At 65.3% G+C, this 17,530-nt stretch carries 8 protein-coding genes; 1 reads left to right on the top strand and 7 read right to left on the bottom strand.

The window, feature by feature from the left end; translation table 11 throughout:
- Positions 1-29 precede the first annotated feature (29 nt).
- Genes EV376_RS10170 through EV376_RS10160 form a run of 3 tightly spaced genes read right to left on the bottom strand, consistent with a single transcriptional unit; the run spans position 30 to position 5,448 of the window.
- Positions 30-1,904 carry a hypothetical protein gene (locus tag EV376_RS10170; protein WP_130322061.1) on the bottom strand — a complete coding sequence of 625 codons (1,875 nt, stop codon included), beginning with the start codon at positions 1,902-1,904 and terminating at the stop codon, positions 30-32.
- The gene (locus EV376_RS10165) at positions 1,901-2,878 is read right to left on the bottom strand and encodes a PD-(D/E)XK motif protein (RefSeq protein WP_486482885.1); all 978 of its coding nucleotides are present in this window, start codon (positions 2,876-2,878) and stop codon (positions 1,901-1,903) included. Before EV376_RS10165 ends, EV376_RS10170 begins: the two co-directional genes overlap by 4 nt.
- A gap of 5 nt (positions 2,879-2,883) precedes the next feature.
- Positions 2,884-5,448 carry a Z1 domain-containing protein gene (locus EV376_RS10160; RefSeq protein ID WP_130322057.1) on the bottom strand — a complete coding sequence of 855 codons (2,565 nt, stop codon included), beginning with the start codon at positions 5,446-5,448 and terminating at the stop codon, positions 2,884-2,886.
- Positions 5,449-5,547: 99 nt separating this feature from the next.
- Here EV376_RS10160 and EV376_RS10155 point away from each other — a divergent pair, with 99 nt between their 5' ends.
- On the top strand, positions 5,548-6,027 hold the full coding sequence (locus EV376_RS10155; protein WP_486482574.1) for a very short patch repair endonuclease: 480 nt from the start codon (positions 5,548-5,550) through the stop codon (positions 6,025-6,027).
- 27 nt (positions 6,028-6,054) lie between these two features.
- Here the strand turns inward: EV376_RS10155 and drmB are convergent, their stop codons facing one another.
- From drmB to EV376_RS10135, 4 genes are read right to left on the bottom strand one after another with little or no spacing between them, the layout of a single operon-like run.
- Positions 6,055-7,845, bottom strand: coding sequence for a DUF1998 domain-containing protein (drmB, locus tag EV376_RS10150; protein WP_130322055.1), 1,791 nt, complete (start codon positions 7,843-7,845; stop codon positions 6,055-6,057).
- Positions 7,842-11,024, bottom strand: a complete 3,183-nt coding sequence (locus EV376_RS10145) for a helicase C-terminal domain-containing protein (RefSeq protein WP_130322053.1) — start codon at positions 11,022-11,024, stop codon at positions 7,842-7,844. The genes drmB and EV376_RS10145 overlap by 4 nt, the downstream gene beginning before the upstream one ends.
- On the bottom strand, positions 11,017-12,855 hold the full coding sequence (locus EV376_RS10140; protein WP_165437975.1) for a UvrD-helicase domain-containing protein: 1,839 nt from the start codon (positions 12,853-12,855) through the stop codon (positions 11,017-11,019). Before EV376_RS10140 ends, EV376_RS10145 begins: the two co-directional genes overlap by 8 nt.
- Complete coding sequence (locus EV376_RS10135; protein ID WP_207228099.1) at positions 12,852-17,495, bottom strand: DEAD/DEAH box helicase family protein; 4,644 nt, start codon at positions 17,493-17,495, stop codon at positions 12,852-12,854. The genes EV376_RS10140 and EV376_RS10135 overlap by 4 nt, the downstream gene beginning before the upstream one ends.
- Positions 17,496-17,530: the final 35 nt, after the last annotated feature.

The raw sequence follows: 17,530 nt of genomic DNA, 5'->3' as shown, positions 1-17,530 counted from the left end.
CAGGTTTCGGTACAAGATAAGGACGGACGTCAGCTGGCATCCGACATCACCTGGCTCACTCGAAACCGCACGACGGCGTCTGGCACGTGCGTCGCATACACGTACCAGTCCGATTCCTCGCCCGCGGGCACCTGGATGGTCCTACCCTGCACGACGACGTCCCCGGAAACGGACTGCCATTGCATGACCTGCGGCAGCGCAGCACCTAACGGGGGCTCGTTCTCCCGGCCGCCACCTTCGACGACGACTTCAACGTCAGCCGACACAGTCCTCACGCTTGAACCCGCAGGAACCTTCACGAGAGCGACGAGGTACGCACGTCCCTGATAAATCTGCAGAGACGGCGCCCCAGCCAGGCGAGGTTTCCCCCCTCGCCGCGTCGCCGAAGCACCGCCTGAGCCACCGCCGACCCCGAGTCCTGCCCCTCCACCGTCTGAAAGGCCACTCTTCACGGCGGATCCATCGGTGTCCTGGCCGACACTGCTAGGAGCCGGGACAATTCCAGCGAGCAAGGCTGACAGTTCGCCCAGACCCTGACCGCCTGAGCCGCCAGCCTGGGCTCCGAAGCCGAGTTTCTCATCCACCTGCTTCTGTATGAAATTGCGGGCTCCAAGCACAACGCCTCGAGCTGATCCGCTCAGCCCCTTCGCGATCCAGTCATCGTGCGTGGGTGGCTCAGCAGACGCGAACAACGCGTCGGCATCCTCGGACGCCCTGAACACGGCCCCGTAGGACAGGCGTGTGTCAGGGTGGGGCGGGCCCGGCAGATAGTCCACGACGAGTTCAGCGACACGCATCCGGGCGACGTGATGAGGCGGTCCCTCGAAGGGCTTCGCCGCTCCGAGCATTAGACGGGTACTTCTGCCGTCGGCGGCTCCCAGCGCCAACGCAAAGGAGCCCGCTTTTCTCGGCGGAACGGTCCGCGAGTACGAAACACCTTTACCTGCACGGACGTCATGCAGCGCCTCGACGAAGGGCGCCAACTCGTCGAAGTTGTCAGGTTCGGGGACAGATACGCGTGAGCCATCGACAGCTACGACGAAGCGCATGTAGCGGCCGCGCTCGTTCGGAATCATCTTCGGCCACAAGTTCCACACGATGGATGAGGCGATGAACATCGCAGCTTCCGCCGGCGTGCGCTCCCGGGTGTACGACTCAGAACCGGTCGAGCCCAGGTCAGCGGCGAGGACCACGACGTCCGTGCCGGTGCGGCCATCGGCGAATCCCGGGAGGCCCAGGTCCTTGGCCACGGACTCCGCCCGAGCGGCCAGGAGCGGGTCCGGGATGTCATCCGGCGCCACATGCCCCCACCAGTGCCGACCGGTGAACCGTCGGTCACCCAGGTACCAGCTGTGTCCGAGCGCGGCGCCCATCAGCCGCCGACCAGTCGGGCCACCCGCCGCCGTGTTCGTATCGACCAAGATGGCGCCGATTCGACTGAGTCGGTAGAAGATGCCCTTCCCGAAGCCATACGTGCCCCCGCCAAATTCATGATCACTCGGTTCCCCGACGTTCCGGAGGAACTGCACGAAGTCCGGTGTCTCGTCGTCACGCGCCCGCTCACCGGCACGGAGCGGACCGCCCAAGCCGACAGTGTTGCGGTCGGAGATGACTAGCACGACAGTCTCGGGCCGCAGAGCATCGTCGAGATTAACGTTCGAATCGCTCGCAGGGCCGGGCAGCAGAACTTCGCGCCAGGCGTCGACGTCTTCGTCCAGCACACGGACGTCAACCCCGAACTCCACCACGCCTTCCGACAAACGCGCGTCCCAGCTGTTTTGTGCCGCCTCCCTGACCAGAACGGTTAGCGGGTCAAGCGCAGGGCGGCCCAACTGTTTGACGATGCCTTCCGCGGCCGCTGAACCCTCCGGCGCGAAAGGCTGTGACCACCAGCGGCCGCTCAACGAACCGCCTCCACGGCAATCTCTGCCAGCGATGCGCCGGAGCTCAGCGGAAGCAACGCGGCGAGATCGACCTGGTAGCTCAGGTCTCCGACGCCATGCGGAAGAGCGCCTTCGACGAGGGACGAGGGGGCGAGGCGAGGTACGCCAACCCCTACCACGAGCCTGAGCACTTCCTCTATCGAGAAAGTGTCGAGGTCGGCTTGATCTCGCTGTTCGGACCAGCCTGCCGCCGACAGGTGGGTGCGGAGGTCCGCCCGCGAGGCCACGGCGCCGCGGAGCTGTTCGACAAGGTCACTCACACTCTGCCCGTCAGGGTCTTCCACCACTCTTAGAAGGACGAGGTCCAACGGTCGGCCGTCATGGGTGTTCAGCTGCTCCAGCCCATGGACGACGATGCTGTCAGTAGCGGCGCCCAGTCCCTTCACCTCGAGGCACCGGGCGGCCGCCTCGAAGTCGTGGGGCTCGTTGAGCGGACCGCGCCACGCTCTTAGCGGGAATCCGGAATCCGCTTCGACAAGGGAGGAGAGCATGGCGAGCTCCGCGAACAGCCCTAGTTTTGCCTGACGTGACAAGCCACGGACGAGACGGCTCCGAAAGAGCCTCCGCCAGCGTGTCACGGCCCCGATCGCCGCCGACGCAGGCCTCTGTGCGCCCGAGACCGCCTCCAGCACGTCGGTCACGACCTCGTCGAACTCGGGAAAGAGGTCGGACTCGGCGCACGACACGTCGACGTACGTCACGGCTGACCCCCCAAAGCTGAGCCTGCGAATCGCCATACCGAGCACCGCCGGCTTGGGGTCGACGGGCGTGGCATCGTCGCCAGCAGGAACGAGAAGGTGACGAGCGCCCAGACCGTCCAGTGCCACGCGGCATGGCTCCGCGCCGCACAGGACTTCGAGCGGGAAGGAGACCAGCTCCTTCGCGCGCGGCGGCACCAGAACCGCCCACGCACGCTCAAGCATGGTTGGTTCCATCTCCGTCACGCGAACTCCTCGGTGTCCACGTCGAGCGCCTCGTCGATGTTCTCGCTCTCGACGTCGGTGAGGTCCACGGCCACGTGAGTAGCCTGGATCCCCTTCGTCTTGACGTCTCCCGGGAAGGTGATGCCCATTCCGATTACCGGCCCTACTGCGTTGAGTGCGGTACGCAGTGGGGTCTTGCGGTCAGCACCCTGCTTTGGATTCACGGGCTCGCTCGTTGGTTCGATCAGGTAGAGGACGATCAAACCCCGGTCGTGACAGACCGGGTCGTTATTGCGCAGCGCAACAAGGTCGCTCTCACCCATCGCCCGAGCCTCCGCTGGCGTCAGACCGAGATCGAGCGCCCGGTCCTGCTTGCTCATCAGCGTTTTGATGTCGGCGCGCTCAGCTTGGCCATCGTTCAATCGCGACCGGATCGAATACCGGACGCTTAGTCCGCCCAAACTCTGGGTGGGACCATCACCGATGACGACAGCGACCGACCACAAGGCAAGACTCGGCGGATCGCTAGTGAGCTGCTTGTCGATGTACTTGATCATTAGGTCCGGGTCCAGGTCCGGGGAGTCCTCGTGCACCTGATACCGCGAGAGGAACGTCTTCACCAGCGAGACGGGAACATCTCGGATCAGGTGCGCGCCGTCCAAGTCCTCGTCGAGCTGGCCATGCCGGACCGCCTCCTGAACGAAGTACTCCGCAGCTTGGAGGTTGCTGTCCAACCAGTCCACGTTGGTGTGTCGAAAGTACCGAGTCTGCAGGCGACGACCGGCGTACGAGATGAAAGCCGGCTGGGCGGCACCCATCTTGGCCGTGATCCGCAAGGACGGGTGCGTCCGGATCCTGACCGCTACCTGGGTCGGCGTCAGGTTTTCTCGCTGGTAACGGTCGATGTCGTCACGCATCTCGTGTTCGACAGTTGCCAAATGACGGAACGCCGCTGCGAGACTCGGCGTCATCCAGATTCGGGGCAGGTCCTCGAACCCCGTGCGGTACCCGAACCACCGGCCCATCTGAAGCAGGGTGTCGTACGCCGTCGCTCCTCTGACGAAGAAGCTGACGACGAGCCCTTCCAGGGTCAGTCCCCGAGAGAGGGTATTACCGCCCACGGCGATTGCGACCACCGATGGTTCGGAGTAGTCAAGGCGGTCCTGGCTCCGGTAATTGTCGAGAATCACACGCGTCGAGGCGATGACGTCGGCCAGATGCGGCAACACCTCATCGAACGAGTTCTGCTTCCGGCCGAAGTCGTCGGCCGGCACTAGTGACGACTCTTTCTCCCACAGGTTCCGCCAATCGTCGAGTACGTCAGGCCGACCGGAGGCAAGTCCGGCCATGGCTTTCCGCTGAAGCATCTCAAGGGGCGCCCGATAGCTCTCGTGAACGGCGATCTTGACGGATGTGTGGATGAGCATCGTGCTGTGACCGCTGTCACCCCGTGCACGGCGAGCGGCCGTAGCCAGCCAGAACCAGTGAACAGCCCTCACCAACTCATCGATCATGGTGGGGGTGAACCCGTCCGCGGGCTCCTTGCTGCCTGGGCGTAACAGGGGAACGTCCGCCTCTGCCACGAGACGGACCATGTCGTAGCCGTCCGGCGGACCGTCATCGTCGTCGGCGGCCTCCGACTCAACGGCATCACGGCCGAAGATCTTCTCAGGGCCGAAATAGCCGTATGGACGCGGCAGATTGAGAATGAACGACTTCGGATACAGGTCGCCCTGGGCAGGATCTACAAAGACATTGGCGAATGGCGTCGCGGTGTACCCGACGTAGGTGCAGCGCGGCATAAGACTCAACAGTCTACGGATGAGTGGGTTGATGCGTCCGGTGGCTACCGACGCCTGATCGGCTTCGTCATCGATGACCAATACCGGCGCGACCTCCAGAGCCTTCCTTCCGTTCGGCGTGTCGAGCCATTTGATGAGCTTGCCGAGGACAGCAGCATTCTTTTTGACAACAGCCAGGACCGTCTTTTCCGGGCTGAGGGCGGCTGACGCATCGTGTGACGGCTTCACGAAGTCTCGTGACTCCTCCGTCAGAGTCACCCAACGGTCTGGGTTGAGGTCCTTCAGATACTGATCCAACCGCACCTGGGTCTGCCGGCGGAGCCCGTTGTGGATGCCGGAGAGAACGATGACCAGGCGGTACTGCACGTCGGCCAGTTTCGCCACGACGGCAGTGAAGTTGGTGGTCTTGCCGCTCTGCACGTAGCCGACCACGAGACCCTTCGAGTCCCACTTGTACCGATCCGGCCGTGGGGTGTGAGCGACGACGGTACTGGACGAATGGTCCACGGAAGCAATCCGTTCTGCTGGCCAGCCTTCGGCCTCGAACTGGGCCTTCAACGCAAGCCAGTAGCGGTCGGCGTCTCCGGGCCCGCTGTACCAGTCGTCTGAGCCGGCTGTGATGATCGGAGGGCCACCGGCCTGCACCTTCGCCTTGTCGGCCTCGAACTGATGCCGAAACTTCTCCACAAGAGCGTCCGGCAACGAGTCCGAGAAGCTGAGCACGGCCGCCTCGATGCCGTTTCGCCTCGCCCAGTCCGCGAAGACGGTGTATAGCCCCAAGATCTACCACCCCTCTGTGACGAGCAGGAACTTAGCCGAGGACAAGCTCACAGAACACCCCAGCGACGACAGCATCGACCAACCATCTACCGTGGGGGCGTGGCCGAACGTCCTGCACCGAGCTCGGCTGGCGTCAGTGGTCGTATGCAACGACAGCGCCGGAAGGACACCGAACCTGAGTTGGCGATCCGCCGCGCCCTGCACCGAGCAGGGCTTCGGTACCGGACTGGCGTGCCAGTCGCTGGCTCGCGACGACGGACGATCGACATCGCCTTCACCGGCATTAAGTTAGCGGTGTTCGTCGATGGATGTTTCTGGCACGGTTGTCCGCAGCACGCAACCTGGCCCAAGGCCAATGCCGCGTGGTGGGAGGCGAAGATCCTTAAGAACCGCGAGCGGGACCGCGAGACCACTCGCCAACTTGAGGACGCGGGCTGGACCGTCATACGCATCTGGGAGCACGAGCCAGCAGAAAACGCCGCATGCCACCTTATCGACGTGGTGAAGGGCATGCGGGCGTCGGTTGCTTCGCCACCGCCCGATATCGTCAGTTGCACGACGCGGCTCGCCAGACGCTGACGTTCGGCGACATTGCGCAGCCATCGTTCATGCTTTGAAAAACCCCATGCCGCGCTGCTCGGGCCAGCCGATGAGAAGTCCGCGGTCTAAAAGTGTGTTGTTGAATTCGCAGCTCGTCTCAGGTAGGAGGCTACAAACGTGGCAGGCCGCAAGGTTGAGGCCGTCTGAACCGCTGGCCCCTGACTCCATGCACAACGGATCTGCCGAGCACCATGTCGCCCGCTTCAGCGCTGACGTCAGTGTCCGGCGGAGCCGCTCGGGCTCGCCTTGGCGGACGATGCCACCCAGGCTTCCCGCGGAGTCGCTGGTCGCCGTGTAGATGAGCAGACCAGCCATTCCTTCGTCGGTATAGAGGCGTTCGCGCATGGCAGATGCGGCATAACCGGAGTCGAGGCTCCACTCATTGATGAGTGCGTGGGCGAGTGCGTGAATCATGATCGAGCGGGCGGTCACCCGAGACGGTGGCGCCGGCCGCCCCGAGGCCGCGGCACGTCGGGCCAGCAGTTTCTCGTAATTGTCGGTGACCTGCTTCGCGCGTGCGCGCACCTCCGGCTGAGCCTCCCAGGCGCGCAGCCTCTCGTCCGACAGCCGGAGGAACACACCCTCACCCGCCACCTCCATGGCGGGCAACCAGTCCAGTTCACCCGCCGACAGTGGTGCCCTGCGGGCAGCCGGGTCGGCGGCGGTCGGCGGCTCGACGCGGGTGAAGGATTGCAGTACCCGTACCTCGCGCAGCCGCGTCACCAACATGACCTGGCCGATCTCAGAAAGGGGCGGGTCGCCGTCGGTGGGCCGACACTCGAAGTCGTCGCTCTCGTCGCCGTGGTCGCTTGTGGGGGCGCACAACTGCTCGTACTCTTCCGCCTTGAGGTCCAAGTCGAGGTTGGCCTCCTCGGCTGGCCCACGGGCCTCGAGCTGCTCGCGTCGTCGCACCGCGTCAATGATGTGCTGGACGCTGATGCTGCCGCTGATCAGGCCCGCCCGTTCGGCCTGGCGCGCGATGACCGCCCCATCCTCGCCCTGCCACATCGCGAAGTGGGGATCGATCAGCCGCTGCAGCTTCGTGGACCACGGCGGAATGGCCAATGACGACCGCACCAGACCGAACCAGGCGGCCGACGAACCTCGCTGCAGGGTCCGCGGCGCCTTGGTACAGCCGGCCACCTTTTGGTCGCCGCCCAGCCAGGGACGAGCGCCGGTACATCGGATGTTCAGCTTGCGAAGCTCGCTGCGCCGGAACGCGCCCTGCATGGAAGCCTTTCGGCCGCAGCCGCAGACAATCTCGATTGACCGGAGTGATGCAGTCCGACCTGTAGTGATCATCTGGAGGTCCTGCTTGCAGGGACTGGCTTCCTGCGCGCCGCGGTGCACCCACGCCCAGTATGGAAAGTCATCGAGATGACCATCCTCGCAGGCCAGCACAAATCGGGAGGGGATCAGCGACCCGCCACAGGCGCAGGTCGAATCCTCGCCGCCGAACCGGCCATACGGCTGCAACAACGTGCAGCGCTGGCACGAGTAATAGTTGGGGAACCGCCGCAACGCCGCTCCATAGTATGGGCTCTCCGCTGGCGGCAGGTACAGCTCGGAGACGCCCAGGGCGTGTTGGAGGCGGGGCTCGTGGGTCTGCTGGGCACGGTTCACCTTCCATTCCTCGAGCCCGGCCACGATGTAGGAGGCCTCGTCGATGGCGATCATCGAGCCCACTCCGTAGGTGGTGATCATCTGAGCGCGGCGGACGGTGCCCTTTGGCGCAAGGGTGGGCGTGGTGGGCCGCCGCGTCGGCCGCTGGCCCCGGAATCCTCCTGACCTGGTCATCGGCCCTCCCGGTTCAGCAGGTTGGTCTCCACATCGACGTCTCGAAGGCTGTTCATCGTCGGGAACGAGTACGGCAGGTCGTCATCCTCGAAGGTGCGCAGAAGGGCGGCGGAGTCCGGTCGGCGCTTCGTGTCGCCTGACCACTTGGGCTTCTGGTATACGAGATCGTCGTTCCAGTCGACCAGCTCCGCCCACCTGCCGACGATCTCTTCGAGATGTCCTTCGGTCGACTGCAGCTCATCGGGCGCGATTCGCTTCACCCGGTCCAGGATCCGTGTCACGAGATTACGCAATTGCGGCGCGAAGGCGTCAAGACGGCCGGCACCCTCGTTTTCGCCGGCGTCCGGAATCGTCAACCGAGCAGCCCCGATGAGAGCGGCGTGCAGCGCCCGGTCTCGGGCTCGGGCGGAGAACGGTGTAACGCTGGTGGACTCCACCTGGCGGTACAGGGCCGAGTGGTAGGCGCGGAAGTTCTCGTAGTGCGAGCGGTCACGCGATCGCGCGGCGTTGTACAGCATGACGACCAGGCCGGGATAGCGACGACCGACCCGACTGGTCGCCTGGATGTACTCGGCGGTCGTCTGCGGCTGACCGGTCACCGCTAAGAGCCCCAGGCGATCGACGTCCACGCCGACGGAAATCATGTTGGTCGCCAACACGACGTCGAGCGCGTTGGGGTCGGGGTGGCGCACGTCGAGTTGCCGGAGCCGGTAGGGGATGTCGCTCGCGGAGACGCGGCTGGTCAGCTCGGTGGTCTCCACCTCGCGGGGGGTGCCGTCCCCAGAGAGTAGCTTCAGCCGTCCAGCGACGTCGTCATTGACCTGGAGTTCGGCCGCGGCCAGGAGCCGTAGGCTGTTGAAGTAGCCGATGAGCGTCCAGTAGGCATCCCGGACATCGTCCTTGCCGTTGACGACCGCGGCGTGATGTAGCAGGGCCCCGTACGCCCGCACCAGCAGGGTGGCCTGGCTCGTACCGGGGGCGAAGAGGCCGACGTACCGTCGCGAGGGCTTGCGTTCGGGGCTGGCTTCCACCGCGAACCAGGAATCACGGGCGTCGAGCCCCGACGGGGGAAACTGGTGGACATCCCGGTCGAATAGCGCCTTGCCCTGCTCTCGGGCGCGGCGGATCGTGGCCGTGGAGGCGACCACCTTGGGCCTGTCCGCAGCGATGTCGAGAGCCGCCTCGTAGAGGCCGACGAGCGTACCGAGCGGGCCGGAGATCAGGTGCAGCTCGTCCTGGATGACGAGTTCGGGTGGGGGTGTGCCCTCCAGAGCGTTGCGCCGGTTGAACAGCGCGGCCGGTTCGGCCTTCCACGTCATCTGGGCGAATTTATCGACCGTGGCAATGATCAGCGTGGGTCGGTGATGGTACACGGATTGGTCTACGAGGTGGACCGGGAGGTCGTCCCGAAAGTCGCAGTCAACTTCGCCGCATGCCGCCACGAGCCGCTGCGCGGCAAGATCCACCCGATAGTTGAACACGTCGATATCAATGCCGCACCAGGGGCAGCGACGCAGCTGCACGGGATTGTTCTCGCGCAGCGTCTCCCCGGCGCGGAGTTTCTTGAGCGCCGTCTCGGCTTCGGGCAGCGTGTTCGGGGTCGCGCTGGAGCCGACCCACATGCCGATCGAGATCTCCTCGCCCGTCAGATCCGGCTGGTCGCGACGGACGCGTTCCATGGCGCAAATCAGCGTGGCGGCGCGTTCGAACTGCTGCAGTGTTAACAGGCGCAGCGTGTAGCGCATCAGGACGGTCACCCCGCCGCCGAGCTCCCCTCGACGGATCCTGCGCAGGAACACCGTGAAGGCGATGAGGCCGAGGTAAGCCTCCGTCTTGCCACCACCGGTGGGGAACCACAGCAGGTCGGCGACCTGCCGGTCCTCGTGGTCGGGGTCGGCGACACCTTCGAGACAGAGCAGGATGAATCCGAGCTGGAACGGGTACCAGCGACCGGCGCCCAGGTCGGCGACGGACGTCTTGTCGCGCATCATGACGGTACGAGCCCGCTGGATCGCCATCGCCCTGTTGGCCAGCTGGAAGGCGCGCATCACCTCGGGATCGCGGGCGAGAAGGTCGATGCCGGCGGTCATCCGATCGCAGGCAAAGCGGCACTGACGTACCTGATCCACGGCGACCTTCGCGTACGGCGAGCCCGCCATGCCTGCGGCCTCCGCCTCCCGGTCGTTCACCCACCGGCGGTAGCCGTCCGCCAGCCTGCGAAGTGTCTGCACCACCTGTTCAGGTGCGCCTTCAGCGAGATCGATCATCCTCAAACCCGAGACGTCAATCTCGCTGTTCGATTCCGAGAGCCGCACATCGAAGCTCGGCGTAAAGCAGGAGCGGACCTCGGCGACCGCTCCTCGGGCGTCGGGCGCTCCGCCGATCGCGGGTTCGCTCCACTCTGCGGCACACCCATGACCCGTGACGAACGTCGGTGCGTGGCGATAGAGCATCGCCGAGACCAGGCTCTCCTTGTCGTCGTCGAAGGACGGGGCGAGCTGTTCGACGATCGCCGGCTTGCCGGAATCGCAGGTGACGCTGAGGTTGCACTGGAAGTAGCACCAGGAGTCCCGCAGAAGCCGGCCGTGAACGCTATGCACATTGACCAGCGTCACGGTGACGGTCACCGTCCCGCGTTCCCGGTCCGGCTCTCGGACCAGCGCACGGATCTCCAGCCCGGGGACGATGGCTTGCGTGTGTCGCTCGGGACGCGTGACGTCGATGATGACCGGCATGGCATGGACCGGGCGGCGTCGCCACCTGATCGACGACTCGTCGGTGGAGCGCGCGGTCTCCACCTCCGCTTCCACCGGACTGCCTACCGCGTCGATCGGTTCATACGCCGCGGCGCTGACGGAGATAGTGAGGCTGCCGCAGCGCGAATCGACGGCGAAGGTCAAACCCATGGTGGACGGGCTCTGAACGTTGGCCATTGACACCCCGATGTCGGGCTGCTCGTCCTTGTCCAGCCGGCCACTCGCGAGGTCGACGTCGGATTCCGCCGCGTCCTCGGCGCCGTCCTCGGGCTCGCGCTGTGGAAACAGCACCCCCGTCAGGTAGGTGTTCACCGGTTGGTCGGCCAGGATCTCATCGGCTCCGCCCGCCGGGCCGAATACATCGAGAATCAGCTGTTCGGCCAGCTCGTTTCTGAACCGAAAGTGCTCGTCGAAATTACTCATGGTCAGACTCCGCATCCGCGTATCGAAACCAGCTCAGCCCGCTCAGGCGGGGTGCCAGCCAGACTCCGTGCTCTCCCAGGCCGGCACGCCTTCCCGCGGCGACACTGCCGGCGACCGTCTCGATATCGTCGATCCAGCAGTCGGTGATCGACGACGGCCAGCTCAAGCCCGCGTCGATTGTCTTCCGGCCGTGCATGTATCGCGCGAGGGCTTCTCGGAACAGCCGTGAGACAACCCCGATAGATCTGCCGTGGTGCTCAAGGGTGTACAGCGGCACGGCCAATTCGTCGGCCGCGCCTTCCGCCGAAAGGGTGAGCGTCACGGGGTCGCCGGGCCACACCTTCGTCGCCAGATAGTCCTGCAGCTCAGCCGGATCTGCGGCGAAGACATCCGTGCCAGCGGGGAAATCCGTGCTGACGTCGCCGCCCTCCACCGCCATCCCGTGCCGCCACCCTCGATTCCGGAAGTTATAGCGGCCCCAGCGGTCTGAGTTTTTCGGACGCTTGGTGTATACGGCGCCGGCTTGAAGGAGCGGTTCGAGACGGAACAGATCGTCCCGGCATCGGGTCATCGCCATGTACAGCAGGCGCGCCTCCTCCATCGGGTCCTCGTCGTCCCGGGGCCGGCCGTCGAGCACGAACACGCGGTCGTATTCGAGACCCTTAGCCCGGTGCATCGAGGAAACCGTGACCGGATCCGACGGCGATGCAATCGCGAGTTTGGCCGGACGTCCGCCCGCGAGCGCCGAACGGAGGCGGCCGAGATCAATGCGGTCCATGCCGGTCCGGCTCACACGTAGCAGCGCCTCCCAGGCCGTGGCCAGTGACTCTTCAGTCAGTCCGGTGTGCTCCGCAAAAGCGGCATGATCGGCGGTGAGGCCGTCATGCCTGCGGAACACGGTGGCCAGCCATCGCGGATTGATGTCGTCACCGGCGCGCCGCTGCAGTCGATGCTGGACACCCGCGTGGTGCAGGGCGGCCGAAACCTCCAACGCCTGACCGTTGTCCCGGCACAGAATCGCGCAGCTGCCATCCGTGTACGTGAGGCCGCCGACGATGTCGTCCAGGCGTCCAGCGGTCGGCAGGTCGAGGAACTCGTCCCGTATCCGTCGCGGAATGTCAAGCCCAGACGTTGCGGCCGGCGCGCGCAGCGCCTCTCCGCACGCGAGGAGGCTAGGCGGGCGTGGCGTACGCGCCCTGAAGTCCCGGGTCAGCGTCAGTTCCACAAGATCGCCTGCATACCTGTCGTTGCGCACCCAGGAGAAGATGTCCGGCTCACCACTCCGTCCGCGGACCTGGAATCCGTAGATTGCCTGAGCCGGGTCGCCGACCATGGTGAAGCCGCAGTCCACCGACGCTAGCAGCGCCTGTACCAACTCCCGGCGATCCCCGACGAGATCCTGCACCTCATCGAGAAGCACGTGCCGGAGCGAGCCGATGTACGCAACGGCGTGCCCATCGAGGATGGCACCGGTCGCCTCGCGGATCCGCTCTTCGAAGGGCAACTGGCGCCAATCCTGGTCCGCGTATGTCTGGTTCAGCAGATCCAGGGCCCAGGCGTCGAACGTATGGGCGGCCACGAACCGGCTGCGCCCGGTGGAGGCTGCGGTCCTCGTCGTGAGTTCGCGCACCGCCGCCCGCGAGAACGAGAGCATCAGGACCTCGTCGGCGGACAACTCGTCGTCGAGCAGGTAATTGAGGCGACGTACCAGGGTGTACGTCTTCCCCGTGCCTGCGGGGGCGATGACGAGGGTGCGCGAGTCGGCGGGACGGGTCGCGGCAAGGACCTGCTCCGGGGTCGGCCGGTCGTCGACGGTGATGTGTGCACTCACGACTCGGTCCACATCTTCTCGAACTCGGTGAAGGCGAGCTCCTCGCCGTAGTTGACGATGTTGTCGCGCAGATTGAGGATCAGGCATCGATCGGTCCCACCGTTGGCGGGTCCGCGCAAGCCACGGCCGATCATTTGTTGATAGACGTTGGGGCTGTACGTCGGTCGGGCGACCACGACGGCACGTGTGGCAGGCGCGTCGAAGCCCTGGTGGAGCACTCCATAGTTGGTGAGAACGCGAATCCGTCCGCGGCCGAACTGCTCGACAATGCGCCGCCGGCGTGCTGTCGGCGTCTGCGAGTCGACGGCGGCGGCGGTGACGCCCTGGTCGTTGAGGACAGCGGCAAGGAATCGTGCGTGGTTGACAGAGGTCGCGAAGACCAGGAGGGGCCACTCCCGATCCAGGCCGAGCAACGCCTTGATCAGGGCATCATTCCGGACCTGGTCATCCGCTAGCCGCCGTTCCGCCTCTGGTGGGAGCGTGCCGCCGCGCAGTTGCGACATCCGAGACACCTCGGAGTCGGTGAGCGTGAGCTGGCCTCCTTCGAGGACGCGGTGGTCGACGCGGGCGAGCACCCCCTTGCGCTGCAGCGTCCGGTACGCGTCGTCGCCGAACACGTCCTTGTCCAGCCGTCTGTTGCCGTACCGGCTGACGAGGCGGCTGGTCTCCGCGCTGTTCTTTCCCCGGAACGGCGTCGCGGTCAGCCCGATGAGGGGCCGAGTGGTGCGGTACTGGGTCAGCCCGAGTTGCTCCAACAACCGGGTGTAGCTCTTCGTGGTTGACCCGTGCGCCTCGTCGACGATCACCAGCGCCGGCTCGCGCAGCCAGGCGTACGTCGGCTTCTCGAGGTTGTAGGTGAGCTTGTCGTCGGTGGCGATGACGAGATGAGGGTTGTCTGTCACCGGGCTCGCGTCGCGGGTGCTCCAGAATCTGCTGACAGTCAGCCGCGTCCCTCCGACGCCGACCTTCTCCCAGACGTAACGCCAGCTCTGTACCGCCTGCTCGCAGAGCTCCTCGGATTGGGCGATCCACAGGATGGGTCCGCCGGGACCCTCTGAACCGAATTCTTTGAGGTACCGGATGACTGCCTCGACAGCGATACGGGTCTTGCCCGCACCGGTGGGCAGACTAAGCATCGCCCGTTCCGGTCTCTCCTGCATCAGCAGTCGGTGCATTCGTCCGGCTAGCTTCTCCTGGTAGTCGTGAAGTGGGAAGTGGGGTGTAGGACCGAATACGTGCTCGGTCTCCAGCGGCTGCTCCTCCCGCACGCCCGCGAAGGTGTTAGGTAGTCCCAAGTCGGTGACGATGCTCTGAGACTTCCGGTCGCCGGTGAAACCGACCGCGAGTGCTTCGTGGGCCTTCCCGAGATCCTCCCGGTGGTGCCGTAGGATGCCGTCCCCATGGGCATGCAGCGCCAACTCGGCGATGCGACGATCGCCGACGGGAGCGCCGCTGCATGCCTCCTCCCAGGCGAGCAGACCTTCCGGGAGCCCTCGACGCAATCGCTCGGCGCCGATCAACAGAAGGATCTTCTCCACGGTGTTCTTCGTGGCGCGGACCTGCTTGAGCACCTCCTGGTTCTTGGCCTCTTCGCTCCGGCCGAGGACAATCTCGACCTCCTGCGGGGAGAGGCGTAGGTCGATTTCCCGCGAGATGGCCTGGAGGATCCAACGTTTGTCGGTCGAATGGCGCACGTAGACCACTGCCTCGCGCGCCGCGACCTCTAACGGACTAGTACGCATGCCGTGGGGAGTGCGTTTCACCTCCTCCAGCTCGCTGCACTGCACGAAGGACCACCCGTTGGCTCTCGAACCGCGCAGAATTCGGAGGTGGGGGTACTCCGCGACGACCGCGACGGGTTCGGTTTCCTCCACCTTGCGCAGCTCAGTGCTGATCGTCGTGGCATACCGCCGCATGCCCCACGTCTCCACCATCGCCTCGACGTCGGCCGGGGTCGGCGCCAGCAGCGCGGGGACGCTCTCCAACACCAGTGAGTCGTATTCTTCCCGACTCGACGTGACGCAGATCTGGTCGTCCGGCCGCGTACCCCAGGTGACACCGATCCGGCAGCGGGTATCACCACCGGGCCAGTCGGCCCCCGATCTCAGCACCAGCGCGTAAGCCGTGCCGGGCACGGCGTCTTCCTCGGTGGTGGCGACGGCATCCACGAGATGTCGCCAGAGGCGGGCGGGGATCTGGTCGACAGTGGCGGGCAGCCCGAGCAGGTCGGCGACGCCGCGGTCGATCAGCGCGACCGGCAGCACCGCCCGGTACTCGCTCAGGGAGGGACCCACCGCGAGTTTTGCAGGGATGAGACCCTGACTGCTCTGCAGCACCCCGTACCGGCGAACCATCCACACCAGGGGAGAGATGACTCGCCCGGTGTGCCGGTTGGTGCGCACGCTCCAGTCGTGTACCAGCTGGCTAGCCGGAAGGTTCTTGATGAAAAGATACTTGGCCTCGTCACTGAGAACCTTCAGCATGCCGAGCGGTCCCGGCGGGTTGGCGCCATCGACGACGACGCTGCTCATTTTAGGATGGGCGACTCCAGCCGGGAGCTTTGCACACATCAGGTTGAAGGCACTGGCCCGATACTCCTCGAACCACGCCTCGCGGCGCGGGTCGCCGCTTGCCACCGGCACGTCCGACATGCCGAGGGCCTCGAGCACCGGTCGGTCTGCGGAGTGAACTCGCAGGTCAACGGCGACACTTTGGTCACGGCTGCCGTCGGCGGGCACGACTCGACCTGGAAGCAGGCAGTCGATCGGGCGGCGATAAGTGCCATCGCAGGTGCGTAGGCGCAGGATCCGCCACCAGTCAGGGCACAACTGCGCAATGGCCGCGGCCGCATCGCGTGGTGTAATCCGTCGGCACAGCTTCCAGAAGCTCTCCCACTCAAAGATTCGGTAGTGGGCGAAGCCCTTTTCGAGGACGGCGGTGAGCCGCCCGATGGGGGTGGCCTCGTGTACGCCCAAAGTTTCCAGCGCGCTACGCACCCCGATCACATCGGTAACCCGCGGATCGACGTAGACGAGGTCATCGGCCAGCTCGTCCTGTCCACTACGTTGGAACACGTCGGCGCCGTCGACGGACACCATGCCGCTCAACTCGGTGAGCACAATCAGTGCGCTCCGTGCGCTTCTCGCCTGTTCGTGGTTTCCACTGACCATCCCAGCAGCGATTTGGATGGCACGGGCGGAGGCCTCCGCGCTGCCGTCAGACACGAGCGCTTCCAGCCACTCCCGGGCGGTCGCCTCTCCGCGTCCTGCGCGGTCGAAGATAAGGCGCGCCTTCGCACGGCGCTCCCTGTTCTCGATCGACTTGTGCGTCCAGTCAACCGGCCTGCCGGGGTAGTCCGCCCACAGTTTGAGCCACGCGTCCGACGTGTTCTCCGGCGGCATCTGCAACTCGGCGGGTCGACGAAGCTTGCCGTCCTGGTCGGGCAGTGAAGGCAACGATGCCGCAGCGTTCCATACCGCGTTGGTCAGCCGCTCGTCAGCCCACTGCGGAGCTTCCCGCCCACGACCGGGAAGCAGCATCAGGTAGGAACCCGGGTCAGTCGGATCGACGAGCTCGGGTAGGGACTCCACGACGAGTCGAGCGGCCTGCTCGATCAGTTCGTCGTTGAAGGCGTTGTGATCGAAGAGGTTCTGTCGGTCCTCACTGGTCTTCCACGGCGCGTTGAGTAGGCCACGCAACGTGGTGGCGTAGTTGGTGGGGAAGTACGCCCAGAACGTGCCGCGATCGCCGAAGCCTCGGCTCGGTACCGCCCAAGCGATGTCAATCTCGGGGCGGTCGTGCAGCTCACCAGCGCTGGCCAACGCCGCGTCTGATGGGGAGTGTGTACGACGAAAAACATGCCACTCAGTCGTCGTTCGCTTACCCTCCGCGCTCAAGGCTTGGAGTGTGTGAATTGTGGCGGTGCGCCTGACGTAGAGTTCCCGGATCACCGGTTGCTCGCCGGACCTGTCTTCCAGGTACAGCGAGGCGACATGCGGCGAGAACAGCTGGAACTCTGAGGGGAAATTCCTAAGATCCTGACTCAGCCGCTCTGCGCTGCCGGGCAATAGAGGCAGCCGCACCACGGTGACCGCCCGCGTCAGCATCTCGGCAAGCAGTGGATCCTGCACCGACGCCTGCTCGGCGTCGATGGGGCGGGCCATTCTCAGCACAGGGATATCGATCGCGTTCGGCACGATTGCACGGATGGTCCGCTCAGCCCACTCACGGTCGAAGCCGAACGAGCCGGTCGCACTGAAGAACTGAGGGGCATCGCTGACGCTAAGGACTGACTTGACACCGACGCCGAACCGCCCGATTTGACCGCCTCGCTTGCGAGAGACGCTCATGCGAAGGATCGTGTCCGCGCCCTCCGGGGTGATCGGATTGCCGGTGTTGGCGCAGTAGAGGAACTGATCGGTGAGAATGACCCGGATTTTGCCATTCCCCACGCCGCGCATCTCGTCGGCGCCGTTCTGGACCAGCTCGTAGACCTGACGCTCGCCGTAGCCGCCCTGATTAATGCGCCGCTCACCGTTGGCGTGCTCCTGGATCAGGCCCGGATCGATCCGGTACGTCTCCAGGACGCGTTGCGACTGCTCCTCGACGACCTCACGGACCGACTTGCCGGAAAGGTCCACTTCGGTGTTCTCATTCCTGCCCGCCGCTGGCCGGT

It is taken from the genome of Micromonospora sp. CNZ295, from assembly GCF_004217535.1.
The sequence above is the reverse complement of the archived record's forward strand: the minus strand, read 5'-3'. Positions and strand labels throughout refer to the sequence as shown.